The organism is Tritonibacter horizontis (assembly GCF_001518015.1).
Taxonomy (GTDB): domain Bacteria; phylum Pseudomonadota; class Alphaproteobacteria; order Rhodobacterales; family Rhodobacteraceae; genus Epibacterium; species Epibacterium horizontis.
The window spans coordinates 37633-62887 of the sequence record NZ_LPUY01000088.1 but is presented as its reverse complement, the minus strand read 5'-3'; the positions used below and the strand labels follow the sequence as shown (position 1 = coordinate 62887).

24 protein-coding genes and 1 tRNA gene are annotated in these 25255 nt (G+C 61.0%); 12 read left to right on the top strand and 13 right to left on the bottom strand.

Annotated elements, in window-relative coordinates; genetic code table 11:
- The first annotated feature begins 113 nt into the window (after positions 1-113).
- The 5 genes from ccmA to TRIHO_RS17120 are packed head-to-tail and all read left to right on the top strand — an operon-like array spanning position 114 to position 2843.
- Positions 114-725, top strand: coding sequence for a heme ABC exporter ATP-binding protein CcmA (ccmA, locus tag TRIHO_RS17140; RefSeq protein WP_068246475.1), 612 nt, complete (start codon positions 114-116; stop codon positions 723-725).
- Entirely contained in the window at positions 722-1378 is a 657-nt protein-coding gene (gene ccmB / locus TRIHO_RS17135; protein ID WP_068246472.1) for a heme exporter protein CcmB, read from the top strand. Before ccmA ends, ccmB begins: the two co-directional genes overlap by 4 nt.
- Positions 1379-1422: 44 nt before the next feature.
- Entirely contained in the window at positions 1423-2160 is a 738-nt protein-coding gene (locus TRIHO_RS17130) for a heme ABC transporter permease (RefSeq protein ID WP_068246469.1), read from the top strand.
- On the top strand, positions 2153-2308 hold the full coding sequence (ccmD, locus tag TRIHO_RS17125; protein ID WP_068246466.1) for a heme exporter protein CcmD: 156 nt from the start codon (positions 2153-2155) through the stop codon (positions 2306-2308). The genes TRIHO_RS17130 and ccmD overlap by 8 nt, the downstream gene beginning before the upstream one ends.
- Positions 2301-2843 (top strand): DsbE family thiol:disulfide interchange protein, encoded by a 543-nt coding sequence (locus TRIHO_RS17120; protein ID WP_068246462.1) that lies wholly within the window; start codon positions 2301-2303, stop codon positions 2841-2843. Before ccmD ends, TRIHO_RS17120 begins: the two co-directional genes overlap by 8 nt.
- A 216-nt stretch (positions 2844-3059) precedes the next feature.
- On the opposite strand, the gene TRIHO_RS17115 is transcribed toward TRIHO_RS17120, so the two are convergent.
- Both TRIHO_RS17115 and acnA read right to left on the bottom strand, forming a co-directional pair.
- Positions 3060-3404 carry a hypothetical protein gene (locus tag TRIHO_RS17115; protein WP_068246460.1) on the bottom strand — a complete coding sequence of 115 codons (345 nt, stop codon included), beginning with the start codon at positions 3402-3404 and terminating at the stop codon, positions 3060-3062.
- Between the two features lie 138 nt (positions 3405-3542).
- Positions 3543-6290, bottom strand: coding sequence for an aconitate hydratase AcnA (acnA, locus tag TRIHO_RS17110; RefSeq protein WP_068246458.1), 2748 nt, complete (start codon positions 6288-6290; stop codon positions 3543-3545).
- A gap of 219 nt (positions 6291-6509) precedes the next feature.
- On the opposite strand from acnA, the gene TRIHO_RS17105 reads away from it, so the two are divergent.
- Positions 6510-7217 (top strand): DUF1223 domain-containing protein, encoded by a 708-nt coding sequence (locus TRIHO_RS17105; protein WP_068246455.1) that lies wholly within the window; start codon positions 6510-6512, stop codon positions 7215-7217.
- On the opposite strand, the gene TRIHO_RS17100 is transcribed toward TRIHO_RS17105, so the two are convergent.
- The 5 genes from TRIHO_RS17100 to TRIHO_RS17080 form a co-directional block, all read right to left on the bottom strand.
- Positions 7214-8158 carry a lysophospholipid acyltransferase family protein gene (locus TRIHO_RS17100; RefSeq protein ID WP_068246453.1) on the bottom strand — a complete coding sequence of 315 codons (945 nt, stop codon included), beginning with the start codon at positions 8156-8158 and terminating at the stop codon, positions 7214-7216. The genes TRIHO_RS17105 and TRIHO_RS17100 overlap by 4 nt on opposite strands.
- 205 nt (positions 8159-8363) lie before the next feature.
- Positions 8364-9473 (bottom strand): flagellar motor switch protein FliG, encoded by a 1110-nt coding sequence (locus TRIHO_RS17095; protein WP_068246450.1) that lies wholly within the window; start codon positions 9471-9473, stop codon positions 8364-8366.
- A gap of 78 nt (positions 9474-9551) precedes the next feature.
- Positions 9552-10085, bottom strand: a complete 534-nt coding sequence (locus TRIHO_RS17090; RefSeq protein ID WP_068246447.1) for a tetratricopeptide repeat protein — start codon at positions 10083-10085, stop codon at positions 9552-9554.
- A gap of 198 nt (positions 10086-10283) precedes the next feature.
- Positions 10284-11588, bottom strand: coding sequence for an adenylosuccinate lyase (purB, locus tag TRIHO_RS17085; RefSeq protein WP_068246524.1), 1305 nt, complete (start codon positions 11586-11588; stop codon positions 10284-10286).
- Between the two features lie 151 nt (positions 11589-11739).
- Complete coding sequence (locus TRIHO_RS17080; protein WP_068246444.1) at positions 11740-12993, bottom strand: bifunctional alpha/beta hydrolase/OsmC family protein; 1254 nt, start codon at positions 12991-12993, stop codon at positions 11740-11742.
- 115 nt (positions 12994-13108) lie between these two features.
- On the opposite strand from TRIHO_RS17080, the gene TRIHO_RS17075 reads away from it, so the two are divergent.
- From TRIHO_RS17075 to TRIHO_RS17065, 3 genes are read left to right on the top strand one after another with little or no spacing between them, the layout of a single operon-like run.
- Entirely contained in the window at positions 13109-13660 is a 552-nt protein-coding gene (locus tag TRIHO_RS17075) for an NUDIX hydrolase (protein ID WP_068246442.1), read from the top strand.
- On the top strand, positions 13657-14613 hold the full coding sequence (locus tag TRIHO_RS17070) for an endonuclease/exonuclease/phosphatase family protein (protein ID WP_232367820.1): 957 nt from the start codon (positions 13657-13659) through the stop codon (positions 14611-14613). Before TRIHO_RS17075 ends, TRIHO_RS17070 begins: the two co-directional genes overlap by 4 nt.
- Positions 14614-14662: 49 nt before the next feature.
- Positions 14663-15418: a heme-dependent oxidative N-demethylase family protein gene (locus TRIHO_RS17065; RefSeq protein ID WP_068246516.1), complete on the top strand. Its 756-nt coding sequence runs from the start codon at positions 14663-14665 to the stop codon at positions 15416-15418.
- 137 nt (positions 15419-15555) lie between these two features.
- Here TRIHO_RS17065 and TRIHO_RS17060 read toward each other — a convergent pair whose 3' ends face one another.
- The 6 genes from TRIHO_RS17060 to TRIHO_RS17035 all read right to left on the bottom strand — a co-directional run bounded on the left by TRIHO_RS17060 (position 15556) and on the right by TRIHO_RS17035 (position 22136).
- Complete coding sequence (locus TRIHO_RS17060; RefSeq protein ID WP_068246513.1) at positions 15556-16524, bottom strand: hypothetical protein; 969 nt, start codon at positions 16522-16524, stop codon at positions 15556-15558.
- Between the two features lie 285 nt (positions 16525-16809).
- Entirely contained in the window at positions 16810-17625 is an 816-nt protein-coding gene (locus tag TRIHO_RS17055; protein ID WP_068246440.1) for a lytic murein transglycosylase, read from the bottom strand.
- Between the two features lie 85 nt (positions 17626-17710).
- Complete coding sequence (locus TRIHO_RS17050) at positions 17711-18967, bottom strand: Hsp70 family protein (RefSeq protein ID WP_068246437.1); 1257 nt, start codon at positions 18965-18967, stop codon at positions 17711-17713.
- A gap of 386 nt (positions 18968-19353) precedes the next feature.
- Positions 19354-20760 carry a type I glutamate--ammonia ligase gene (glnA, locus tag TRIHO_RS17045; RefSeq protein WP_068246434.1) on the bottom strand — a complete coding sequence of 469 codons (1407 nt, stop codon included), beginning with the start codon at positions 20758-20760 and terminating at the stop codon, positions 19354-19356.
- Positions 20761-20807: 47 nt separating this feature from the next.
- A complete protein-coding gene (locus TRIHO_RS17040) occupies positions 20808-21146 on the bottom strand; it encodes a P-II family nitrogen regulator (RefSeq protein WP_068246431.1) in 339 nt (112 codons plus the stop codon).
- 471 nt (positions 21147-21617) lie between these two features.
- Positions 21618-22136, bottom strand: a complete 519-nt coding sequence (locus tag TRIHO_RS17035) for a Hint domain-containing protein (protein WP_068246429.1) — start codon at positions 22134-22136, stop codon at positions 21618-21620.
- 198 nt (positions 22137-22334) lie between these two features.
- Here TRIHO_RS17035 and TRIHO_RS17030 point away from each other — a divergent pair.
- From TRIHO_RS17030 to TRIHO_RS17020, 3 genes are all read left to right on the top strand, one after another.
- Positions 22335-22419 (top strand) — tRNA-Leu (locus TRIHO_RS17030).
- A 224-nt stretch (positions 22420-22643) separates the two neighbouring features.
- Positions 22644-24431: an ATP-binding protein gene (locus TRIHO_RS17025; protein ID WP_068246427.1), complete on the top strand. Its 1788-nt coding sequence runs from the start codon at positions 22644-22646 to the stop codon at positions 24429-24431.
- Between the two features lie 342 nt (positions 24432-24773).
- The gene (locus TRIHO_RS17020; RefSeq protein ID WP_068246426.1) at positions 24774-25154 is read left to right on the top strand and encodes a response regulator; all 381 of its coding nucleotides are present in this window, start codon (positions 24774-24776) and stop codon (positions 25152-25154) included.
- The last annotated feature ends 101 nt before the right edge of the window (positions 25155-25255 follow it).

Sequence of the window (25255 nt, the reverse complement as noted above, 5' to 3'; positions counted from 1 at the left end):
TTTGACCGATGCAGGTCAGAGCCTGAGATCGCACCGGTCGGGATCGGACAAATGCGCCGTTTCAACTGTCGAGACAACGCGCTAAACACGTTCGACCGCATTTCGGAGGCAGGATGATAGAAGCCAGGGATCTGGGCGTAAGCCGCGGCGGCCTGCCGGTTTTGACGGGCCTGTCCTTCACGCTTGGCGCGGGTGAGGCCCTGATCCTGCGCGGCCCAAATGGCAGCGGCAAGACCACGCTGTTGCGGACACTGGCAGGCCTTCAGCCACCGCTGCACGGCGAGCTTATCTGCGACCTGGACGAAATCGCCTATGGGGCCCATGCGGATGGTCTCAAGCCGACCCTGACAGTGGCAGAGAACCTTCAGTTCTGGGCAAAGGTCTTTGGCGTGGTCACCATCACGCCTGCGCTCGCGGCCTTGGACCTGCAGGCGTTGCGGGACCGTCCGGCGGGCGGGCTGTCGGCCGGGCAGAAACGACGGCTGTCCCTGGCCCGGTTGATGGTGACAGGGCGGCGGGTCTGGGTGCTTGATGAACCGACCGTCAGCCTTGATGGCACCTCGGTGGCGCTGTTTGCCGCCATGGTTCAGGGCCATCTGAACAGCGGCGGCGCCGCGATCATGGCGACCCATATCGACCTTGGGGTGGCGGGCCGCGTGTTGGATCTGGCCCCGTTCCGGGCGACTTCAGCGGCCTATGTCGCCGACGAGGGGGGATTTCTGTGAGCGCGCTGCTGCTGCGGGATTTACGGCTGGCCTTGCGCGCTGGCGGTGGCTTTGGCCTTGGGCTGGCCTTCTTTTTGATCGTCACGGTGATGGTCCCGTTCTCGGTCGGTCCGACCCCGGAAACCCTGGCGGTGATCGCTCCGGGGGTGCTGTGGCTCGGAGCGTTGCTGGCCTGTCTGTTGTCACTCGACCGGGTTTTGGCGCTGGATTGGGAAGATGGCTCGCTGGATCTGCTGGCCACCGCGCCGGTGCCGCTGGAAGCTGTTGTTTCGATCAAGGCCTTGGCCCATTGGCTGACGACGGGGCTGCCGCTGGTTCTGGCCGCGCCTTTGCTTGGGGTCCTGCTGAATTTGCCAGCGCCCGGCTATCTATGGATCACCCTCTCGCTGCTGATCGGCACCCCGGCCTTGTCGGTCATCGGCACGTTTGGTGCCGCGCTGACGGTTGGATTGAAACGCGGCGGTTTGCTGTTGTCTCTCCTGGTGATGCCCCTCTATGTGCCGGTCTTGATCTTTGGGGCCGAGGTGGCGCGGCGCGGTGCCAGCCATTTGCCGCTGGAGGCACCACTGTTGATGCTGGCGGGCCTCACCCTTGGCACCATCGCCCTGATGCCCTTTGCGTCTGCCGCCGTGCTGCGCGTCAATTTGCGCTAGCCGAGGTGATTGCGATGCCTCCAAACAGGAGCTAGATAGCCCTCATGTCGATCTGGGAATATGCCAATCCGAAAAAGTTCCTGACCACCAGCGAACGGCTGTTGCCGCCGCTCTGGGGGCTGTCGGCCGTTTTGATGCTGGGCGGGCTGATCTGGGGTTTTTTCTTCACGCCCGACGATTATCGTCAGGGTGCCACGGTAAAGATCATCTATCTGCATGTGCCTGCGGCCCTGATGGCAATCAACGCCTGGTTCATGATGCTTGTGGCCTCGCTGATCTGGGTGATCCGGCGCCATCACGTCAGCGCCCTGGCCGCCCGTGCCGCCGCCCCGGTGGGGATTGTGATGACGCTGATCGCGTTGGTGACCGGGGCGATCTGGGGGCAGCCGATGTGGGGCACCTGGTGGGCCTGGGACCCGAGGCTGACCTCATTCCTGGTGCTGTTCCTTTTCTACCTTGGCTATATCGCCCTGTGGGAAGCCATAGATAACCCGGACACGGCGGCGGATCTGACCGCGATCCTCTGTCTGGTGGGGTCCGTTTTTGCGGTGCTGTCGCGCTATGCGGTGAATTTCTGGAACCAGGGGCTGCACCAGGGGGCTTCTCTGTCGCTGGACAAGGAGGAAAACGTGGCGGATGTCTTTGCCTATCCGCTCTATGCCTGCATGGCCGGGTTCGCAGTGTTTTTTGTGGCGCTGGTGTTTTATCGCACTGGTACCGAAATTCGCGCCCGGCGCATGGCGGCGCTGATCGCACGCGAGAGGATGGCCGCAGATGCCTGATCTGGGAAAATACACCGATACGGTTCTCTCCGCCTATGGGGTGTCGCTGCTGTTGCTGTTGGGGCTGTTGGTCCTCACTTTGCGGCGGGGCGCGAAAATACGGGCGCGTTTGCGCGAAGTCGAACACAGGATTGAACGCAATGGCTAAAATCTCCCCCGTGATGGCGATCCCTTTGGTGGTTTTTGCCAGTTTTGTTGGCCTCGCGCTGGTTGGCATGGGGCGTGACGACCCCGAAAGCCTGCCCTCGGCGCGGGAGGGCGCAGGCGCGCCGCCCGTGGTGCTGACCGATTTTCCCGGCAAGGCCAGCTTTGACGATGCCACCCTGCGTGACGGAGAGGTCAAGTTGGTGAACTACTGGGCCAGCTGGTGCGGGCCCTGTCGCGCAGAACACCCCAGTCTGGAGGCCCTCGCCGCCGAAGGCCTGCCGATCTATGGGGTCAACTACAAGGACCAGCTCCGCAACGCGGAGAGTTTTCTTGCGGAACTGGGGGACCCCTATGCTGCGATCGGCCAGGATGCCAGTGGCCGGATGGCGCTGGATTGGGGGCTGTACGGCGTGCCGGAAACCTATGTGATTGATGGCGCCGGAAAAATCGTTCTGCGGTTCGCCGGACCGATCACCGCGCGTGTCTTGGAAAGCACCATTCGCCCGGCGCTGGAAAAGGCCGCCACAGCGGAGTGACCTCGTGTGCAGGCGCGCGCGCCCTGAGCGCTCCTGTGCGGTGAACGGATTGCAGGCGGTCGCCACCGGATACAGTCAGCACATCGGGACGGATCATGGGATCTTCCTGCACGAACCACACGCCACGAGACACACTGCGTCTGGATCAGCAGCCTGTGGACCGGTGAGGCGCAACAGAATGTCGGCCCCACGGACCGAGGCTGCATCGTGGTGTGACTATGCGTGCGGCTGATGCCGTTCCGACCGCAGCGGAACCTGATTGATCATTCCAGCGTCCAGCGTGTCGTAGACTTCGATGCGAACCTCATCGCGAAGAAGCTCTGATTGCAGGTCGAGGACGGCAAATCGGGACACAAGCTCGTCCACGTAGCGTTCGTAATACTCCAGGCTTTCCCAGATGCTGGCAACCTGAATTTCGTCCCGGTTTGGCGAGGCGTATAGATGTGATTCCGAACAGCCGATGCGAATCTTGTCTTTGTCTTTCACAAGGTTGGTGACAAAGGCGAGCAGGTCGTCAAATTTTTCTCGACGGGCAGGGTACTTGGTAACGATGGCAATCATGTCTCGACCTAACTTTGCAATTTGCATCACATGGTTGGATTATGGGCCGAAACTCTTACCTTTGTGTCACTAGCGTGAAGAATACAAAAAAGGGCGGCATTTTTGCCGCCCTTTTTCCAGAGTTCAATGGAGCGCAGATCAGCTTTTGGCAAGCTTGCGTAACACGTAGTGCAGGACGCCGCCGTTTTCGATGTACTCGATTTCGGGGGCTGTATCGATCCGGCACTTGAGCGTGATGGATTTGCTGCTGCCATCTGCATAGGTGATGTCACAGGTGACTTCTTGCAGCGGCGTGACGCTTTCCAAGCCTTTGATATCCACGGTTTCATCGCCGGTCAGGCCGAGCGATTTACGGGTGTCGCCGCCGGTAAACTCGAACGGGATGACGCCCATGCCAACCAGGTTGGAGCGGTGGATACGCTCAAAGCTTTCGGCGATGACCGCTTTGACACCGAGCAGGGCCGTGCCCTTGGCCGCCCAGTCGCGGGAGGAGCCGGCGCCATATTGCTCGCCACCGAAGATGACCAGCGGCGTGCCTGCTTCCTGATAGGCCATCGACGCATCAAAGACCGAAGTCTGCTTGCCATCGGGGCCTTTGGTGTAGCCGCCTTCGACACCGTCGAGCATCTCGTTCTTGATCCGAATGTTGGCAAAGGTGCCGCGCATCATGATCTCGTGGTTGCCCCGGCGCGATCCGTAGGAGTTGAACTCCCGCGGTTGCACCTGACGATCCAGCAGATATTCGCCCGCTGGCGTGGTGGTGGCAAAGGAACCGGCCGGTGAGATGTGGTCGGTGGTGATCATGTCACCCAGGATCAACAGCGTTTTGGCGCCAACCACATCCTTGATGGTGCCGGGTTCCGCCGCCATGCCCTGGAAATAGGGCGGGTTCTGGATGTAGGTCGAGGTCGCGGGCCAGTCGTAGGTTTCCTGATCCGGAACATCCACGCCCTGCCATTTTTCGTCGCCTTTGAACACGTCGGCGTATTTGGTCAGGAAGGCGTCACGGGTGACGGTTTCCTGGACCAGATCCGCGACTTCTTGTGTCGTCGGCCAGATGTCTTTCAGATAGACATCGTTGCCGTCCTGGTCCTGACCCAGCGGGTCGTTGGTCAGATCGACATTCATGTCGCCGGCCAGCGCATAGGCCACGACCAGCGGCGGCGAGGCCAGATAGTTGGCGCGCACATCCGGAGAGATACGACCCTCAAAGTTGCGGTTGCCGGACAGGACCGAGGTTGCGACCAGATCGCCTTCGGCAATGGCTTCGGACAGTTCTTTCTGGATCGGACCGGAGTTGCCGATACAGGTGGTGCAGCCATAGCCAACGAGGTTGAAGCCAATCGCGTCGAGATGCTCTTGCAGACCGGCGGCCTCCAGATAGGCGGAAACAACCTGCGAGCCTGGCGCAAGCGAGGTTTTCACCCAAGGCTTGCGGGTCAGGCCACGTTCATGCGCCTTTTTCGCCACCAGCCCGGCCCCGATCATCACATAGGGGTTCGAGGTGTTGGTGCAGGAGGTGATCGAGGCGATCACAACAGAGCCGTCGTGCAGTTGGTAGTCTTCGCCTGCAACCGGGTGGGACTTGCGCGGATCAATCGGCGCGGTCGGTGCCGGACCCTCTGCCGCCATGTCGCTGGCATCGGCCGAGGCATCGACACCGCGATAGTTGGAGACCACCTTTTTGAACGCGGGCGCGGCGGCGTCCAGCGCCACGTAGTCCTGCGGACGCTTGGGGCCAGAGATCGCAGGCACGATGGTGCCCATATCGAGGCTCAGGGTCTCGGTATAGATCGGCGCATAGGTCTCGTCCCGCCAGAAACCGTTTTCCTTGGCGTAGGCCTCGACCAGGGCAATCCGGTCCTTGTCGCGGCCGGTGTTTTCCAGATAGCGGATGGTTTCCGCATCAATCGGGAAGAAACCACAGGTCGCGCCGTATTCCGGTGCCATGTTGGCGATGGTCGCCCGGTCCGCCAGCGGCAGCTTGTCGAGGCCAGAGCCGTAGAATTCGACGAATTTGCCAACAACGCCCAGCTCGCGCAGCATTTCGACGACCTTCAGCACCAGGTCGGTGCCGGTGGTGCCTTCCATCATCGCGCCGGTCAGCTCAAACCCGACAACCTCGGGGATCAGCATGGAGATCGGCTGGCCGAGCATGGCCGCTTCGGCTTCGATGCCGCCCACGCCCCAGCCCAGAACGGCGGCGCCGTTGACCATGGTGGTGTGGCTGTCGGTGCCGACAAGCGTATCGGGATAGGCCACTTCCTCGCCGTTCTGGTCGGTATCGGTCCAGACGGTCTGTGCCAGATACTCCAGGTTCACCTGGTGGCAGATGCCGGTGCCGGGGGGCACAACGCGGAAGTTGTCAAATGCGGTCTGACCCCATTTCAGGAAGGTATAGCGCTCCATGTTGCGCTCATACTCGCGGTCCACGTTCATCTGGAACGCGCGCGGGTTGCCGAATTCGTCGATCATCACGGAGTGGTCGATCACGAGGTCGACAGGCACCAGCGGGTTGATCTTGTTGGCATCGCCGCCAAGGTTCTTGATGCCGTCGCGCATGGCGGCCAGATCGACCACGGCAGGCACGCCGGTGAAGTCCTGCATCAGCACACGGGCTGGGCGATAGGCGATCTCGCGCGGGTTCTTGCCGCCTTTTGCAGCCCATTCGCCAAAGGCCTTGATGTCGTCCGTGGAGACGGAGAAGCCGCCATCCTCGAAGCGGAGGAGGTTTTCCAGCACAACCTTGAGGGCCGCCGGAAGTTTGGAGAAATCACCAAGACCGGCTTGGGTGGCGGCGGGGATCGAGTAATAGGAAATCGACTTGCCATTCACGCTGAGCGATTTGCGTGTTTTGGCAGAGTCCTGTCCGACGGTGATAGGCATGTTGGCCTCCCTCATGAGTGACAAATAGGGACTTCGCTGCGGCTTATCTGCATCATGCAGTCGCCTCATTCAATAGAAGAAACGAGGTTGCCTGATAATTTGTATGCAATCGTACACAGTTTTGGCGGTTTTTGCTGTCACACCTCTCAAGAATGATTGATTGGCCATCGCTGAGCGGGCCGCCTACACCCGTAACCCTAACAACCGGACGGGCGACTCATGCGTTTTATTTCGCTTCCCACATTGTTTTTTGCGTCGCTTTGCGCAGTTTCTCAGCCTCTTGCTGCGGATCCGTCGCCGGTGGTGGTGGAACTCTACACCTCGCAGGGCTGTTCGTCCTGTCCTCCGGCGGATGCGTTGCTGCAGCGGATGGCGCAGCGGGACGACATTCTGCCCTTGGCCTATCACGTCGATTACTGGGATTATATCGGCTGGACGGATCAATTCGCGGACCCCGATCACACTGACCGTCAGCGGGGATATGCCCATGTGGCGGGGCGCAACATGATCTACACGCCGCAGATGATCATCATGGGGCAGGAGGATGTGGTGGGCGCCGATGCGATGCAAGTCGCCGAGGTGATGGAACGCTATCTGGGCCATGCCGCCAAGGTCGACATCGCGGTTCGACTGTCGGGGACGGAATTGTCGGTGTCGATGCCCGCGCTCCAGCCGCAGCGAGCCGAGGCGTTGCGCGTCCAGCTGGTCCGCTATATGCCCCTGCGCCGGGTTGCGATCAAACGAGGCGAATTGGCGGGCCATACGCTGGATTACGCCAATGTGGTCGCCAGCCACGAGGTTCTGTCCGATTGGGATGGTACGACGCCGTTTGATATGACGGTCACCCTGCCGGACGACATGCCGGCAGCTGTGCTGGTTCAGGAATGGCCTTATGGCGCTGTTCTGGCGGCTGCGCGGGTGAACTAGGCTCCGGCCGCAGGCGGCGGCGGGCTTTTCGGCGCATCGGGATGCGGTGTGTCATGCATGGGTTTCCAGCGCCGGTGGACCCAGAACCACTGACCCATATGCGCCCGCACCTGGGTTTCCAGATCGTCGCAGACCGCCTGTGTCATGGTGACGGGATCGCTATGGGGGATCTCGTCCGACAGGTGCACCTCGAAATCCAGACCGTTGTCGCAGCGGATGCCATAGATCGGAATAAAGGCCGCCTTGTATTTCAGCGCAAGTTCGGCCGGAACCGTGGAGGTCAGCGCCGGGCGGCCAAAAAACGGCAGGTATTGCCCGCCTTGGGCATGCATATCCGCCACGATGGCGATATTGCCACCGGATTTGAGGTGGCGCACCATCTCGACCATGCCGCGTTTGCCCTGCTGGAACATCGGTTTGCCGGTGGCAGAGATGGCTTTGACATAGTGGTCGTTGAAATAGGGGTTTGCCATGCGGCGATACAACGACCCCATGTTGAACCCCATTTGCACCAGTTTGGAGCGCGCCGCATCGTAGTTCCCAAAATGCCCGGTCACCAGCACCACCGGCTGACCAGCAGCGCGGGCGGCGTTCAGGGCCGCAAGGCCCGGACCGGTCAGCGGTGCAGCACGCGCCCGGGCCCAGAATGGCGCGCCGGCGTAAAGCTCCGCCAGGGTGCGGCCGACATTGTCTGCAACCTCATGACAGAGGGTTTCCACCTCGGCAGGACTGAGATCGGGGCGCGTGTAGGCCAGATTGCGCCGCACCCGTTTGTGAAACCCGGTGATCGGTGCGAGCTGGCGCAGCACCCAGCCCATTGCCGACACGCGCCGACGGTAGGGGATCAGGTTCAACCCGCCAATCAGGCCCCGAAGAAGCAGATTGATCGAGAAATATTTGAAACGTTCGGAGCGGGTTAGCTCGGAAGGGGCAGCGGGCATTGGGTCGGGCCTGTCCTAGATCGTTGTCCGGCGACGGTACACCATAGCGGCCCCGGACGGCAGGGACAAGAAACCCGCGCCAGATCCGGCGCGGGTTTTTCGTGTCTTGCGGGCCAGCCCCGGTCGCCCATCGTCCTGGGCCATCGGGACAGCGTGCAAACGGGACTGCGTGCAAACGGGACCTGAAATCAGGCACGGACGGAGATCAATCGTCGTCGTCGCCGTCGTCTGACTTCAGTTCGATATCGCCGTTGACGACCATCTCGCGCAGGGTATTGACGATGAGGCCAAAGGCCGCTTCGCCATCGGAGCGCTTGATCCGGCCAAGCTGGTTTGCCTCTTCGCGCAGGTTGTTGGCCATCCGCGAGGACATGTTTTCCAGAAGGAACGTGACCGAGGCGACGTCGTCTTCTTCGGTTGCAAAGGCGATCGCGGTGGTGATCTCTTGCGGCCCGAGCGCCCGCACCAGTTTCGGCACATCCACGGCTTCGACCTTTTGCGCGATGAGCGCGAAGGTGAAGATGGACTTGCGCACGTCGATTGCGAATTCCTCGTCTTCCTCGTCCAGTGCCGTCAGCACCTCCTCCCGTTTCGCGGCTTGCGATTGGGTGAGGATGGCGCCGATCCGTTGACCCGGCGTCTGCTCAAAGGCGACCTGGGGCCGCGCTTCGATTTGCGACGCCAGCGACAGGCCGATCCTGTCCACCGTGTCCGGCGTGACATTGCTGGTCTGGCTGACCGCATAGGTGATGCGGCGGGCCAGCGGGCCCGGCAGGTGCTGCAACATCTCGGCCGCCTTGGCGGTGTCGATCTTGGAGAGCAGAACCGCGGCCACCTCGGTGCTTTCGGCCTGGGCGAGTTGCGCCAGGTCTTCTGGCGGCAGTTTGCGCAGCCGTTCCCAGGGGTCGCCAAACTGCCGCACGCCCGCTTCTTTGCGAAGCCGGGAATGGGTGTGGCGGCTGATTTTTCCTTCCATCGCGGTCAGGGCACCTGCCAGACCGTTGGGGAAGGAGAGCCCCACATTTTCAAGTTGCTCCGCAAATTCGGCAGCAACGGCCTCGACGGTCTGGCGATCCACCAGACGCATCTTGCCCATTTGCTGCGTCAACTCCAGCTGCAGATCGTCAGGCAGCTCTTCGAGCGGTACGTCGGCGCCTTCGTTCAACAGAAGGCGCACGACGATTGCGGCTTTGGCTTTCCCACTAAGTTGTGGGCTGCCCCCCATGAGAGACGGGGACGGCGAGGGTGACGAAAAACTGTCAAGACCGCCGCCCAGTGGCGCCATAGGGAGCGCTAACGCTGATGATTGTTCCATTCTTGAACCTAGACCCGAAAAGATTCTCTTTCTGTCATGGGTCACGATAGGCCTTCAGCAGTAAAGAAAGCCTGAAGTTTAGTAGTTAACGGTCACACCAGTTTCGATTGCGCGCCGCAGGGAGGCTTCGGCCCAGGTGCCAGCGCCGCCGCGTGCCTTGATTTCCTTCCATTCGGCCAGGGCCTGAGCATATTCTCCATTGGCCACAAAGCCTTGTGCCATATAGCTGCGCGCAAGGATGTTGTCGGGATTTTGCGCGATTGCCTGTTCGTAATAGTCGTTGGCAAGGTCGGTTCGACCCAATTTGCGATTGGTGAACCCCCAATAGGTCAGCACCCGGCTATCCGTCTGATCCGGGTGCGCGGCGAGCACGGCCTGCGCATCGTCGAACCGCTCCAGGTAGGCCAGCTCGCGCGCGGTTTCCAACAATTGCTGGCCGTTCATCGACGATTCTTCCGGCTTCACGCATTTTTGGGTTTCTTGATCCCAGACCCGCTTGCCCCAGCATTTCTTGGTGGTTTCACTGGGTGTTGGCGGTGTGGTGCTGTCGCTTCCGGCAGCGAAAACAGAAATCGGGAGTACGAGTGCAACGGCGAGAGCTGTGAGACGCATGATAACCTCCTGTGCGCTTGTCATATGTGACTACGATGAAAACACGGCAGGGGCGCAAACTCTTCATTCACGAAACCGTGATCACCGGCTTTGCCGCTGTTGACGGGTCTGACAAAAATGGCCCCGCCAAAAGAGGCGAGGCCATGGGGGTACTTTTCCGCCGGTTGATGCCAGCCGGGTCATCTCCGTCGGGAGAGGTCAGTCGCCGAACACACGTTTGAAGATCGTATCGACATGTTTGGTGTGATAGCCCATGTCGAATTTCTCGTTGATGCCATCCTCGCCCAAAGCGGCGACCACCTCGCCGTCGGCCAGCAGCAATTCGCGGAAATCGAGCCGCTCCTCCCAAACCTTGAGCGCATTGCGCTGTACCATGGAATAGGCGTCCTCGCGGCTGACACCCGCCTGTGTCAGGGCCAGCAAGACGCGCTGGGACATCACCAGACCGGGGAATTTGTTCATATTGTCGAGCATGTTCTGCGGGTAAACCAGCATTTTGTCGATCACGCCGGCCAGACGATGCAGGGCGAAATCCAGCGTCACGGTGGTATCCGGACCAATCGCGCGCTCGACCGAGGAATGCGAGATATCCCGCTCGTGCCAGAGGGCGACGTTTTCCATCGCCGGGATCACGGACATGCGGACCAGACGCGCCAGACCGGTCAGGTTCTCGGTCAGCACCGGATTTTTCTTGTGTGGCATCGCGGAGGAGCCTTTTTGGCCCATGGAGAAAAACTCCGCGCCTTCCAGCACTTCGGTGCGCTGCATGTGGCGGATTTCGACCGCGATGTTTTCGATCGACGAGGCGATCACGCCGAGGGTGGCAAAGAACATGGCGTGACGGTCGCGCGGGATCACCTGGGTGGAGATCGGCTCCGGCGTCAGGCCGAGCTGGGCGCAAACATGTTCTTCGACCGCTGGATCGATATTGGCAAAGGTGCCAACCGCGCCAGAAATGGCGCCGGTGGCGATTTCCGCGCGCGCGGCGACCAGACGGGCCCGGTTGCGGTCCATCTCGGCGTAGAACCGCGCAAAGGTCAGGCCCATGGTGGTCGGTTCGGCGTGGATGCCGTGGCTGCGCCCGACGCGGACGGTGTCCTTATGCTCCAGCGCGCGCTTTTTCAGCGCCGCAAGCAATTTGTCCACGCCAACCAGCAGCAGGTCGCTGGCGCGCACCAGTTGCACGTTGAAACAGGTATCCAGGACATCCGAAGACGTCATCCCCTGGTGCACGAAGCGCGCCTCGTCACTGCCGACATGTTCGGCCAGATGGGTCAGAAAGGCGATGACGTCATGTTTGGTCACGGCTTCGATCTCGTCGATGCGAGCGACGTCGAATTCCACGTCCTTGGCTTTCCAGACCGCGTCTGCGTTTTCGCGCGGGATCACGCCGAGGTTGGCCATGGCGTCGCAGGCATGGGCTTCGATCTCGTACCAGATGCGGAACTTGCTCTCGGGTGACCAGATGGCAACCATGTCGGGGCGGGAATAGCGGGGGATCATAGGCGAATGCACCTCTGTCAGATTTGCGCGGCAGATATCCGGCGTCATAAGCGACACCGGGACAAACGGCAAGAGGAGGGCCGCAGGCAGGGTCAGCCCCCGGGCGTTGTGCGCGGCGCGCGTGGACCGGTCTGCGCGGCTTTCCCGTGGTCTAGCCCGAGGGGTCGACGAAGAGGTCTGGTGCGTCGGGCGCGGTTTCAATGCGGGTGTCGACGCGGGCGCTCTGTTCCAGGGTCCGGTGCACCGGGCATTTATCTGCGATTTCCAGCAGCTTGTCGCGCTGACCCTGATCCAGGGGGCCGCGCAACTGGATCACCCGCATGAAGCGGTCAATCATCGCGGGCCCGGAGGGAATGGCATCCTGGGCGTGGACCTTGTCATGGCAGACCTCGACGCTGATCGTCTCCAGTGGCCAGCCCTTGCGGCGGGCATACATCCGCAGCGTCATCGACGTGCAGGCGCCAAGTCCGGCCGCCAGAAAACCATAAGGAGACAGACCGCGATTGTTGCCACCATAGGCTTCTGGCTCATCCGCGAGAAGATGGTGAAACGGGCCGTTCTGAACATCCTGAAGAAATCCGTCGCGGTCAGCTTCGGTGACCCGGATGACCCCCTCGGGGGCGCCGGGGGGCGGGGCCGGCGGTTTCATCTCCACATAGCGGGTGGCCCAGGTGGCAATGACCTCGGCGGCATATTCCGCATCCCTCGCATCGGTGATCAGGTGGTCCGCATCATCGAGGGTGACAAAGCTCTTGGGGTGGCGCGCGGCCTGAAAAATCTCGGCAGCCTGGTCGATGCCAACAGTATCGTCGCGCGGTGCGTGCAGGACCAGGAGTGCAGCGTTCAAATCCGCAATAGCGGTGGCCAATTCGACCTGGCCGATGTCGTCGACAAAGTCCCGCCCGATCACAAAGGGCCGTCCACCCAGCGTGACTTCGGCCTGACCGTCGCGCTGGATGGCGGCCAGCGCATGGTCGAAATGATGGGCCACGTGACCGGGGTCAAACGGCGCGCCAAGGGTCACGACTGCCTTGGTCGAGGGAATGCCGGCACGGGCGCGCAGTACTGCCGCACCGCCAAGCGAATGCCCGATGAGCAGATCCGGAGCCATGTTGCGGCTGGCCAGTTCCCGCGCCGCGGCAATCAGGTCCTGAACGTTGGAGCTGAAACTGGTATTGGCAAATTCCCCCTCGGAATGGCCAAGCCCGGTGAAATCAAAGCGCAAGACCGCAATGCCCATCGCCGACAGACGCGCGGCAATCCGCCGAGCGGCGGGGATGTCCTTGGAACAGGTGAAGCAATGGGCAAAAAGGGCGGTGGCCAGGACCGGGCCGGTCGGCAGGTCGAGCCGGGCCGCCAGCTGATGCCCGGCGTGACCAGAAAAGGTGAGACGTTCTGTGGGCATAAGACGGGCTTTCCAAGGCTTGGCTTTTGCGGGGCGATCTTTCTAAACTGTGCGGATGGGCGGGGCACGACAAGGCTGCGGTGGCAGGCGTCACGGGAAGGTGAAGGAGCGTCACATGGAGGTCGAGCAGATCAACGGCATCGGGCGGTTCCAGCCGCTGGACGGGCGCGACCGGCAGATGTGGCACCGTCTGGCGCGCTTTTGCCATGACCAGCCGTTGGCCTTTGACCGCGATCCCACGACCGGCCATGTCACCGGATCTGCCTTTGTGCTGTCGTCGGATCTGACATCGGTCTTGCTGACCCATCATGCCAAACTGGACCGGTGGTTGCAGTTGGGGGGACATTGCGATGGGATCATGGACGCATGTTTCGTCGCCCAGAAAGAAGCCTATGAGGAAAGCGGCCTGTCGCGTCTTCGGTTGTTGACGCCCGACGTTTTTGATGTGGACATTCATGAAATCCCCGCGACCGCCAATGCGCCGGCGCATCTTCACCACGATGTGCGCTACCTGTTTGTGGCAGAGCGGGGCGAGGCGCGGGCGAGTGCGGAGTCGCATGCGCTGGCCTGGGTGCCTCTGTCAGAGCTGGATCGGTTCACGGGAGCGGACAGCGTGCGGGTCGTAGCCCGTAAATTGCCCCTGTGGCGGGAACGGTTGGGCCTGTGACATTTCCGACTGTGACTTCTGCTGCGGCGACAAAACAGGTGATTGCCGTGCTGCGGCGCCTGTGCTGGGTGATCCTGGGGTTGGCGCTGTTCTGCCTTGTGGCCGGATACCTCGGTGGGCTGCACCCTGCCGGCGACAGTCTTGCGGTGTTTCGGGTGCCCTTCGCGGGCATCGCCATGATCTTTGCCTTTGTTCTGCGACAGGCGCCGGTGGCGGCGCTTGCAGGGCTTGTGGCGACGTTTGCGCTGTTGGTGAATTGGTTTGGGCACAGTCCTGGCGCGGATCGCGCTCTGCGCGCCGGGCCGGCAGGCGAGGGGCTGACGCTCTACCAGCAGAACATGCTCTACAAGAACGGTGGCAACGCTGCGCTGGTCAAAACGATCCTGGAGTTGCAGCCGGATGTTGTGACGCTGGAGGAGGTCTCCGCGCGCAACAAGACCGTGCTGACGGCGCTGCAGGCGCACTACCCGGTGCAGCAGTTCTGTCCCTTTCGCCAAACCGGTGGCGTGGCCGTGCTGGCCCGCGACTGGGATGTTATCGCGCGGCTGCCGTGCCAGCCCGACCTTGGGCTGGCGGCGTTGCAGGTGCGGACCGATCAGGGCCCTGTCTGGCTGGCGGCGCTGCACCTGCCGTGGCCCTGGCCCTACGGGCAGGAGGTCAAAGTGGCAGAAACCGTGGCGCAGCTTGGGGCATTGCAGGGCCCGATGGTGCTGGCCGGCGATTTCAACGCGGTGGCGTGGTCGACAGCGGTTGGCCAGATCGCTGCGGCCGGCGGCATGGCGCGCGTTGGTCCCTATGTGGGCACCTTCGACCTGCCGGTCGTCGACTACTCAGTCGGGATTGATCATGTGCTCGCCCCCAACGGCTGGGGCGATATTACCGTGATGCCGAAATTCAATTCCGACCATCATGGGGTTCTGGCGCAACTGTCCCCACTGGCACCAGCGCAGTGAAACTGTACGTTCGTGCATCAGGGTGATGCAGCTGCTAAGGATCTGCTCCATGACTGAGATTCTCCAGACCTCCATCCCCTATAACCCACTGATCCCCCAGCGGCTTCCCGGGATACAGCCGCTGAACCCGGAGGCATGGCTTGAGTTCGACACCGCATTTGCCGCCCAGATGGCCGCGCGGGACCGGCTGTTGGCGACCGCCCGCGACGATGTGTTGCGGGCCGATCCGGCAGCGCAGGAGGCGGCGCAAGAGCTGTTGGATCTGGTGATGGCGCTTCGGTATGGCGTTTCGGGCGCTGCGGAACAGGTCCACCGCCCCGATGGTCAGATCGTCCCGCTGGACCGCGACGCCCCGATGGTGACGCTGGGCCGTCTGGTGCAACAGGATCTGTGTCTGCTGCAAAAGCCAGAGGGTGCTGCCGAGCATGTTCTGACCGCAGCGGTGTTGTGCTTTCCCGCCAGCTGGACCCTTGCGGAGAAGTTTCAAAAGCCACTTGTCGCGATCCACAACCCGGTGTCGTCGTACACAGGCGATGTGGCCCGACGGGTGCAGCGATTGTTTGATGGTGTCCAGCCAGGGCGACCGTTGTGGCGGATCAATGCCCTGTGGTACGCGGACCCCAGCCTGCACCAACCCCGCCGCGAGGCCGACCCCCGGCCCACCTCAACCCCTGACACCCAGCATTTCCTGCGCAGCGAATTGCAATCCATCTATCGCTTGCCCCACACACGTGCGGTGGTGTTTTCGATCCACACAACGGTGATGCGGCGGCAGGATGTCCTGGCGCAATGGGGCGGGCACTGACCCCCGGGGATGAAAATCCCGTGCCCCTTTTTTGTTGGGGCCTGGGTCATTGAATACGCGGGATTTGGAAAAGCGGGATTTGGAGGAGCGGGGCTGTGCGGCGTGGCGCCGATCCCGCGGCTTTTGTCAGCGGGCAACTACCGCAGGGCGGCGTGGACCAGCTCTGACGATTGCAGGAACATCAAGAGAGTCAGCACCCCCATCATCTGAACGCTAAAGCGAATATCGCCTCCCCGGACAAGGTTGACAGCCGCGGCGGTCACGCCCAGCGGCAGGGCAAAAATCGCGAGGATCGCGGTGAGCGCCCAGGCCGAAACCACGTTCGCGGTCCAATTGGGCCGTGCAATAAGCCCGGACATTTTCTGATAGGCGCCGGAAAACTGGCCTGGAGTCGCCGTTTTGCGCCGCTCGATGATGCGGTCGCATTCGATGGTGATGGCACCGAGGGTTTCCTCCACCGGTGCAAAGGGCGAGACGGGCGCACGGTTCTGTTCGGCCCGTTGGTGGGGCGCGTCGTCCCCGTCCAGAATTTCGCCTTGCAACAGGGGGATTTCCATCCGTGCGGCATAGCTGTCAAAGGCCAGAACCGGTCGCGCGCGACGCGGGTCACGCCGTCCAACCGGTCGTGCGCCGTCCCGATCGACCGGGATCTGGATATCTGCGGCGATATCGTCGGCCTCTGGTGCAAAAACCGCGAGGAAGGCGGCGCGATCAAGCACAACCGCAGTGTCGAGCCATTCCACCGTGGTCGCATCAAGCTGCGTCAGCAGCCTGTGCAGAACGCGGGCCAACAACAGCTCGGTCAATTCCTCATCTGTTTTTTCGGGGAAGCGCGGCTTGAAAATCACGTCCAGCTCGCTTCGGCAAGCGGTGCCGTTCAACTGGCGCATGGGCGAGGGGCTGCGGCGGTGGCGCAGCTCGATCATATAGTGATCGCATTCCAACAGGATCCGATGCGCGCGCCGGGCTTGGAACTGGTCGACCTCATGGCCGTAGTCTTCGAGTGTGCCCACCACGCTGGTCGACGCCGTTGCCAGCGCTGTTTCATCGCGCGTCGCAAATCCCAGTCTGCCGCGAAACGTGGTCGCGGACACATTCTGTGTCATCTGATCCAGCACCGTGAAATCCTCTTTCGATTGCGTTCACAAACAAGATAAAATTTGAAAGAGCGGAAAGTTTGACAGAGCTGGCGGTTTTATCTACGTCGCGAGATCTCCATCCGGGCGAAACAAGGCAAATAAAAATATATTAAAATTCAATAGATTAAATCGCCTTGCTGGCGTTCAGGTCCTTGGATTGGGGCCAAAGATGGGCGCGCCGTGGCCATATTGATGCCTCAGCTGTTACAATCTTCCTGATGCGGTGTTGATTGTTTTTGGCGGAGTCGCGCCTCAGGATCCGTCGATCTGACGCCCCATAATGGCAAGCGATTGCTGATAAACGGTGGCGGCATTCCACTGTTTGAGCACCTCGTAGTTCGCGTCACCCGGTTGGTAGCCGCGTCCGGGCTTCCACCCTTTCTTGCGCAGAAAATGCGCAGTCGAAGCCAGCGCATCCCCCATGTCATAGAAATCCACCCGCCCGTCGCGGTTCCAGTCCTGCCCATAGGCCAGCGCGTTGCCGGGCAGGAACTGGGTATGGCCCAGTTCCCCATGTTTGGCGCCGCGGGTATTTGAGGTGATGGCGCCCTGATCGACAAGTTTCAGCGCCCCGATTGCATGGGGTTCAAAGAACGCCGCACGGCGGCAGTCATAGGTCAGCGTGACAATCGCCGAGACAACCTGACTGTCGCCCATATAGCTGCCAAAGGCGGTTTCCATGCCATGAATGGCAATCAGGAGACCGGCAGGCACACCATATTTTTTCTCGAGTGCGGCAAAGAACTCGGCGTTGCGGGCCTTTCGTTTGCGGCCCTGGGCGACAATGGTGTTGGCGCCACGGATCTGCATGAATTTTTCCAGCGTGTATCGAAAGCTCTTCTGGTTGCGATCCGCGCTGATGGTGCCGGTTGCGTAGCGGGCATTGGCCAGCGCCTGAAGCCCCGATTGGCGTACACCGGCGCGTATTGCCGTGCGGGCGAAGTCGGACTTCCAGGCCTCAAACCCGGCGGCGGTATTGCCGCAACTGGCGGCGTCGCTTGTCGTGGGGATTGCCAGAACGGCAAGGCAGGTCAGAAAACATATGCCAGCTGGGCGGAAAAAGCGCATGGGGAACCTCGAACAACAGGGTGTTGTTTTCCAATCTACGCAGAACTGCAGGCGCGGATCATCCCCTTTTTAGGGGGAAACCCGTTCAGAACACCGCATCCTGTGCCGCAAGGGCAAGCCCGTCGGCAACGGCCGTCATCGCGCGCTCGGTCTCTATCTCTGCATTCGGGCAAAGGGTCTGCATTGCGTCCCTGACGGCCGACAACAGCGCGGAGCCACCGACCATGACGCACCGGTCCACGGCATCAGGGGCAATATTTGCCAGCCGCAGGGTCTCTGCCGCTTCGGCGCGGATGTCGTCGACCATGGCGGCCAGGGTCTGGTTCAGCGCGGTGCCGGTCAGGGGGGCCGCCAGTCCAGGGTCGATCAGCCGGAGGTCAATCATTGCAGCTTCGCCGTGCGGGCCATTGGAATTCGCCCGGATCTTGCCCGCCTCGGTGGCAAAGGCGAGATCATGGCCCAGTTCCTCGTCCAGCACCCGCACCAAACGGGTCAATTGCGTCGGATCTTCGGCGTTGCGCGCCAGGTCTTGGGCCGCGCGACGGCTGTCGGCGCTATAAAGAAACGGGATCATCGCCCAGGTCGCCAGATCGTTGAACATCCGACTGGGGGCGGGCAGGGTGCCACTGCCAAAGCTGTTGCGGATCATCGCCCCACGGCCCAAGTGCGGCATCACATGGTCGATGCTGATCTGGCGGTCGAAATCGGTGCCCCCCAGACGCAGGCCGTGGCTGGCCAGGATCGTGCTGCCGCCGGTTGCGGTCTGTTCAAAACAGGTGAAATCCGAGGTCCCGCCGCCGATGTCCACCACAAGACCTATGCCGGGATGTGGCCGGGCCGCGCGCAGTGCCGCTTCGGGTTCGTTGAGAAATCGCACATCCGCGAACCCCGCCTTGAGATAGCAGGCCCGCAGATCCTCTTCGGCGCGGGCGTTGCGGGCCTCATCCTTGGAGTGAAACTTGACCGGGCGCCCTGACAGCGCGTGGCTGAATTCCAGCCGGGTTGCCGTTTCGGCCCGTGTTTTCACCTCGCGCAGGAAATGCGCGATCACATCGGTGAAATCCATCATCACGCCGCCCAGTCGGCGTTTCTCATACAGCAGCGGTGTTCCGAGCAGGCTTTTGAGGGCGCGCATGAAACGGCCCTCGTCCCCTTCGACCAGGGCGCGCGTCGCGCTGCGGCCAATCCGCATCTGTTTGGTGTCACTGTCGAAAAAGATTGCTGTTGGCAGCGTGGTTTCGCCCGGCTCCAGTTCGACAAGCCAAGGTCGGTCGGCCACGGTCACCCCGGCGGCAGAGTTCGAAGTTCCAAAATCGATGCCAAGGGTCTGGGGTCGGGGCATTGGGCCATCTCTCGCGCTTTACAAGGCTGGCAGCCCTACAACATGCGCGAAAACCGCTCAACCGGGATCTGACCTGTGGGGAAAAAAAGGGCGCCCACTGGGAGGCGAGACGCCCTGCCGCAGCGTGGTCATCACGCAGACAACCAAATGCGGAGAAGGTGTTGATCCTGGTGGGGGCAAGCGCGGCCCCCGGACAAAAAGAGGATAGAGGTAGTTGACTGAACAGTCAATAAAATTGAACGGCACGTTGGGCACGCGAGAGCGGACAAGCGATGCACCACGGCAACGAGGGGCGCGCGGCCAGGCCCCTTGAGACGACCAGAGATGCCGAACGAAAAAAGAGCGCCCGATTGGGGCGCTCTTTGTCGTTCACAACCAAGCCGGGATTAGCAGCTGTAGTACATGCCGTATTCAACCGGGTGAGGCGTGTGCTCGTAGGTTTCGACCTCTTCCATCTTGAGCTCGATATAGCCCTCGATCTGGCCTTTGGTGAACACGTCGCCCTGCAGCAGGAAGTCGTGGTCTGCCGCCAGGCATTCCAGAGCTTCGCGCAGCGAGCCACAGACTGTGGGGATGCCGGCCAGCTCTTCTGCGGGCAGGTCATAGAGGTTCTTGTCCATGGCTTCGCCCGGATCGATCTTGTTCTTGATGCCGTCAAGGCCGGCCATCAGCAGGGCTGCGAACGCCAGATAGGGGTTTGCCGCCGGATCGGGGAAGCGCGCTTCGACGCGTTTTGCCTTCGGGGATTCGGTCCATGGAATACGCACGCAGCCAGAACGGTTGCGGGCGGAATACGCGCGCAGAACGGGGGCTTCGAAGCCCGGGATCAGACGCTTGTAGGAGTTGGTGGCCGGGTTGGTGAAGGCGTTCAGCGTCTTGGCATGCTTCAGGATGCCGCCGATGAAATACAGCGCTTCCTGGCTCAGATCCGCGTATTTGTCGCCTGCAAACAGCGGCTTGCCGTCTTTCCAGATCGACATGTTCACATGCATGCCGGTACCGTTGTCGCCGGCAATCGGCTTGGGCATGAAGGTGGCGGATTTGCCGTAAGCGTGGGCCACGTTGTGGATCACGTATTTGTATTTCTGCAGCTCGTCGGCCTGTTTGGTCAGGCTGTCAAAGATCAGGCCCAGTTCGTGCTGACAGGACGCCACCTCGTGGTGGTGCTTGTCGACCTTCATGCCCAGACGCTTCATGGTGGAGAGCATCTCGGAGCGCAGGTCCTGGGCTTCGTCGACGGGGTTGACCGGGAAGTAGCCGCCCTTGACGCCGGGACGGTGGCCCATGTTGCCGGTTTCGAATTCCGCATCGGTGTTCCAGGAGGCGTCGGTTGCATCGACCTCATAGGACACTTTGTTGATGGAGTTGGAGAAACGCACATCGTCAAAGAGGAAGAATTCCGCTTCGGGGCCCATGTAGGCCACATCGCCGATCCCGGTCGCCTTGAGGTAGGCTTCGGCTTTTTCGGCGGTGCCGCGCGGGTCGCGGTCATAGGCTTCACCGGTGTCGGGTTCGACAACAGAGCAATGAATGCAGACAGTTTTTTCCGCGTAGAAAGGATCCACATAGGCCGAATTGGTATCGGGGATCAGTTTCATGTCGGAGGCTTCGATGGATTTCCAGCCGGCGATCGAGGACCCGTCGAACATGAAGCCTTCGTCGAGGAAGTCTTCGTCGACTTGATCGGACATCAGGGTCACGTGCTGCAGTTTGCCACGTGGGTCGGTGAAGCGGATGTCGACGTATTCCGCCTCTTCATCCTTGATCAGCTTAAGAACTGCGTCCTTGCTCATTTGAAGTTTTCCTCCGTCAAAAAGCTTTGGTGTTTTTGGTGGTTTGTTTACAGCGCGTCAGAGCCGGATTCGCCGGTGCGGATCCGGATGGCCTGTTCTACGGGGCTGACAAAAATCTTGCCATCGCCGATCTTGTCAGTTTTTGCGGCGGCGACGATCGCTTCGATGGCGGCGTCGACCTGGTCGTCATCCAGAACCACCTCGACTTTGACCTTGGGCAGAAAGTCGACGACATATTCCGCACCGCGGTAAAGTTCGGTGTGACCCTTCTGGCGGCCAAAGCCTTTCACCTCAATGACTGAGAGCCCTTGCACGCCAACGTCCTGCAGCGCTTCCTTCACCTCGTCCAGTTTGAACGGCTTGATGATGGCTTCGATCTTTTTCATGTCGGGGCTCCTCGCAACCTTGTTGACGAAGGTCAGATCATTTTCAACTAAAGGTCACAACGTGAAAGCTGAGGGGGACCGGGGCAGTGGGAGGTGTTTCCCAACCCTGTGACTAAAGTTTGGGCGATGAGGTTAAAAAATAGGCGAAACTGAATCGCCATCTGCCGTGAGGTCTGAAAATCAGGCAATCGCTGCGGGCCGAGTGATTGAAAAGGATGCATTCGGGACAGGAATGCTGCCTGGTCCGACCGCATGGCGGGAGGAGTGGGGCGTCGGGCGCTGTCGTATCGCGCAAGACATTGGGCTGGATACCGCTGAAGTTGTCCGGTGAGGGGGCGCTGCCCCCGGCCTGCGGCCGCCCCCCCGAGGTATTTGGGAAAAGATGAAGGGGGGGGCGGTTGGCTCCGCCCCGGTGGACTGTGCTTGCGTCGGTATGGGGGCTGGCGGGTGGCTCCCTGGTCGTCGGTGTTGTCAGACTTGGGGGCGGAGCTGGCTGTCGAACTCATGGGCGGAGAAGAGTTCCAACCCGCGCGCGTAGAGAATGGCGGGGTGGCGCAGCCACAGTTGCAGGCAGGTCACCTCCTGCATTCCCGCGTCAGTTATGTAGGCGTCATCTATCAGAGCGGCCGCTTGCACGCGGGCCTCATGTTTTCCGAACATCGCCTCCGCCCGCCAGTCCCGCACCAGCACAAGGTGATGCGCGGGCAATGTGATCCCCGCCTGTGGTGCGGCGTCGCCAAGCGCGGATTTGGAAAAATGCACCATGCGGCTGCGACCGGAGACATGCGTCACCGCGGTGACCGGGCAAAGCCCCCGGTCGCGGGTGATGACGTCTGCGCCGGGGCCTAGCTCGTCCACCTTGCGAAACCCAGCGCGGGTCAGAACATCGGTTCCGGCGACCATGCCGCTGAGGGGGGCAAGGCCGCGTGTCTGCGGACACAGGCCACTATCGCCTTTGGGCGGCGGTGTGTGGGGGCGGTGGTAGGACATGGGCGCTCTCCGGTGATAAAACCCGACGGGCGCTTTGTGCGACAGGAATGTGGCGAAAGAAGGCCTGGCTGTGGGGGCTGGTGGGGGCGCGGCGCCGGGACGCGCTGAAATTGCTGCCGGAAGGTGCAAATTCCTCTCGCATCCCTCAAAAAGCTCTGCTAATCAGCGGCCTCACATCGGGGAATTCCCGATGGTCGTGCGGGTGTGGCGAAATTGGTAGACGCACCAGATTTAGGTTCTGGCGCCGCAAGGCGTGGGGGTTCAAGTCCCTCCACCCGCACCACTTTTCCGTGTAGATCACAGATCAACCGGTTTTTGGTGGCTGTGGCCGCCGCGGGTGCCGCGCTGTCCGGTTCCGCTGCCTGCGCGCGCTGCAGGCCGTCACGGGGCGGCGCGTTTTGGGCCGGGGCGTTCAAGCATCCTTAACTTCCAGCAAATACTACGTAAAAGGTCGTGTCTCGCCGACGAGGAATTTACGTGACGGATCATTCCATTTCAAAATCTTACATGCGAAAGCGTATTTTGCTGGCGCTGTCCTTTCTTTTTCTGTTTGCCGTTCTGTCAACATTGGGAACCCTTGTGGGCAAAAACGCGGAACGTGCGTTTGGCAAAAACCTCGCCGCCCTTGATATGGCGCTGACGTCGCTGACCGAATTGTCGACCGCGTTTGAGGTGCTGGTGCAAAACCCGCAGCCTGAGGAGGCCTATCTGGCGCACCGCAGAATACGAAGTGCGGCGCATACGGCTGAAAATGCGCTCAAACTGCTGGAAGCGGCGCAGAAGAGCGACGGATTTTCCGAGCTGACCGCAAGCCTGCTGGAGCGGGCGCAGCAGAACCCGATCTCGGAATTCAAACAGGTGCTGCACTTTGGGCGGATGCTGAACGAGCGGCAAAACAACAATACCAAACGGACAATGGTCAAGATCGCCGAAATGGCGATTGAGAAAACCAATGCCCTGCTGCCGCTCTATACGGAGATCTGGCAGCAGGAAGCCAATTCTTTTCGCGCCACCCGGACGCATCCGTATCTCTATATCATTGGGTCGCTGATCTTTTTTGGGATCGGGGCGGGGATTGCAGTGCGCCTGGTCTACTTGCCGATGGAACGGTCGGTTGTTGCGGCGCATCAGCAGCTTCAGAGCGAGAAGGACAAGGCCGAGGCCGCGTCGCGCTCCAAGACCATGTTCCTGGCCTTGATGAGCCACGAAATCAGGACGCCGCTGAACGGCATCATTGGGCTGACCGAAACGCTGAGCGACACGAATTTGACCAATGACCAGAAGGCGACGATCCAGTTGGTGAACAAGAGCGGCCATGCGCTGCTACAACTGCTGAACAATATCCTTGGGACCTCGCGCGGGGAGGTGATGGGCGAAGCGGACGAGAAAGAAGTCTTCTGCCTGACCGACCTGTGCCGGGATATCGTTGCGCTGTTCGGCTCTGAGGGGCGCAACAAGGGGATCGACGTCCGGTTTCAGGACGACGCCAATGCCGACCCCGTCTGGATCCGAAGCCGCAGCAGCCAGATCCGCCAGGTTGTGACCAACCTGGTGAGCAATGCGGTCAAATTCACCCATGTCGGGTCCGTCAGCGTGATCCTGGAGACAAGGCGCGTCGGGTCGCACTATGATGTCTCCCTTTCCGTTGTTGATACCGGGATCGGGATTTCGAAACAGGACATCTCCAAAGTGTTCCTGCAATTCCAGCAGGCCAATGACGAGATCATCAAGGATTACGGTGGATCTGGCCTTGGGCTGTCGATCTCGCAGAACATTGCCCAGGCTCTGGGCGGGGAGATCGACGTCGAAAGCGAGGCCGGCGTCGGGACCTGTTTCCGGTTCTGTTTCCCGGTCGAAGCGGCCGAAGCGCCCCAAGACACAGCCGTTGTTCCGGCGCATTTCATCGCGGAGGACCTCAAGGTGCTGATCGTCGATGACAATCGGGTCAATGTTCTGGTGGCCGAGCGAGTGCTCAACAAGATGGGCGTCGACATCCAGTCCGCTATGTGCGCGCAGGAGGCGATGACCGCGATCCAGACCTGGAAACCCGACATCGTGTTGATGGATATCCGGATGCCCAAGACGGACGGGCTGGAAGCGACGCGCCAGATCAAGAAGCTGGAGATGGAAAATGCCATTCCCCCGGTCAAGATCATCGGCCTGTCAGCGAACTACAGCCAGGAAGACATCGACCTTGGCCTGACCTCTGGCATGTGCACCTATATTGCCAAGCCGATCAATGCGACAAAGCTGGCCGAAGCGATCAGGTTCGCCACCCAAAAGGATGCGGCCTGAACGCGTGGGGAAAAATTGACGAAACCCGTAAAATTGAAACTGGAGTCCGCGTCTGCCCCTTGATGTCGCATGGAAAACTGACCGGCGGTCCGGGGCCGCGCGGCGGGCCCTCTCGGCCCGGCTGAAATCGGCGTTGAACAGGGGAACTCTCGCATTAGGTGCAAAGGAAGCGGCGATGTTTCCGAACTATTTACCGTCTGTGAATAAATATGGGCTGGTAATTGGTGTTCCAGGCCTTCGGTCTAGCGTTAGGATGTGTGTGAATATGGGCGATGCGTTCACAGTGGCTGTGACGGACTCCGCGACTTCGGTCCGCGCGACCATGCATTCCGGGCGCCAAATATGACAAAACCGTTCAAAATCCTGCTGGTGGATGATTGCGACGCGGATCGCTATTTCTTCAAGCGCAGCCTGCGCAAGGTGGATGCCGGGGCAGAACTTGTCGAGTTTTGCTATGCTGAGGACGCTTTGGGATACCTGACGCAGCAGGGGCGGTCGCAGTTGGATTGCGTCTTTGTCGATATCAACATGCCCCGTCTCAGCGGGTTCGAATTTGCCGACGCCTATCAGAAACTCTATCCTGACCTGTCCAATCCGACGCGGCTTTTTATCTGTTCGTCCTCGATGGCGCAGGTCGATGCGGAGCGCGCCTATCGCCATCCGGTCGTCACCGACTTCTGTGAAAAACCGGTTCCGTCAGAATTTCTGCGCTCCCTGATGTAGGCCGCCGTTTCCTACGGCGCGCGTCGCGCTCTGGCAAGGCAGATGAAGCGGAGCGGGCGGGGCGTTGATTCTGGCCTCGGCGGCGGATTGGGCGCGGAGAC

Coding starts and splice junctions, on each gene's coding strand:
- ccmA (WP_068246475.1), top strand. CDS start 114: ATGATAGAAGCCAGGGATCTGGGCGTAAGCCGCGGCGGCCTGCCGGTT.
- TRIHO_RS17130 (WP_068246469.1), top strand. CDS start 1,423: ATGTCGATCTGGGAATATGCCAATCCGAAAAAGTTCCTGACCACCAGC.
- ccmD (WP_068246466.1), top strand. CDS start 2,153: ATGCCTGATCTGGGAAAATACACCGATACGGTTCTCTCCGCCTATGGG.
- TRIHO_RS17120 (WP_068246462.1), top strand. CDS start 2,301: ATGGCTAAAATCTCCCCCGTGATGGCGATCCCTTTGGTGGTTTTTGCC.
- TRIHO_RS17115 (WP_068246460.1), bottom strand. CDS start 3,404: ATGATTGCCATCGTTACCAAGTACCCTGCCCGTCGAGAAAAATTTGAC.
- acnA (WP_068246458.1), bottom strand. CDS start 6,290: ATGCCTATCACCGTCGGACAGGACTCTGCCAAAACACGCAAATCGCTC.
- TRIHO_RS17105 (WP_068246455.1), top strand. CDS start 6,510: ATGCGTTTTATTTCGCTTCCCACATTGTTTTTTGCGTCGCTTTGCGCA.
- TRIHO_RS17100 (WP_068246453.1), bottom strand. CDS start 8,158: ATGCCCGCTGCCCCTTCCGAGCTAACCCGCTCCGAACGTTTCAAATAT.
- TRIHO_RS17095 (WP_068246450.1), bottom strand. CDS start 9,473: ATGGAACAATCATCAGCGTTAGCGCTCCCTATGGCGCCACTGGGCGGC.
- TRIHO_RS17090 (WP_068246447.1), bottom strand. CDS start 10,085: ATGCGTCTCACAGCTCTCGCCGTTGCACTCGTACTCCCGATTTCTGTT.
- purB (WP_068246524.1), bottom strand. CDS start 11,588: ATGATCCCCCGCTATTCCCGCCCCGACATGGTTGCCATCTGGTCACCC.
- TRIHO_RS17080 (WP_068246444.1), bottom strand. CDS start 12,993: ATGCCCACAGAACGTCTCACCTTTTCTGGTCACGCCGGGCATCAGCTG.
- TRIHO_RS17075 (WP_068246442.1), top strand. CDS start 13,109: ATGGAGGTCGAGCAGATCAACGGCATCGGGCGGTTCCAGCCGCTGGAC.
- TRIHO_RS17065 (WP_068246516.1), top strand. CDS start 14,663: ATGACTGAGATTCTCCAGACCTCCATCCCCTATAACCCACTGATCCCC.
- TRIHO_RS17060 (WP_068246513.1), bottom strand. CDS start 16,524: ATGACACAGAATGTGTCCGCGACCACGTTTCGCGGCAGACTGGGATTT.
- TRIHO_RS17055 (WP_068246440.1), bottom strand. CDS start 17,625: ATGCGCTTTTTCCGCCCAGCTGGCATATGTTTTCTGACCTGCCTTGCC.
- TRIHO_RS17050 (WP_068246437.1), bottom strand. CDS start 18,967: ATGCCCCGACCCCAGACCCTTGGCATCGATTTTGGAACTTCGAACTCT.
- glnA (WP_068246434.1), bottom strand. CDS start 20,760: ATGAGCAAGGACGCAGTTCTTAAGCTGATCAAGGATGAAGAGGCGGAA.
- TRIHO_RS17040 (WP_068246431.1), bottom strand. CDS start 21,146: ATGAAAAAGATCGAAGCCATCATCAAGCCGTTCAAACTGGACGAGGTG.
- TRIHO_RS17035 (WP_068246429.1), bottom strand. CDS start 22,136: ATGTCCTACCACCGCCCCCACACACCGCCGCCCAAAGGCGATAGTGGC.
- TRIHO_RS17025 (WP_068246427.1), top strand. CDS start 22,644: ATGCGAAAGCGTATTTTGCTGGCGCTGTCCTTTCTTTTTCTGTTTGCC.
- TRIHO_RS17020 (WP_068246426.1), top strand. CDS start 24,774: ATGACAAAACCGTTCAAAATCCTGCTGGTGGATGATTGCGACGCGGAT.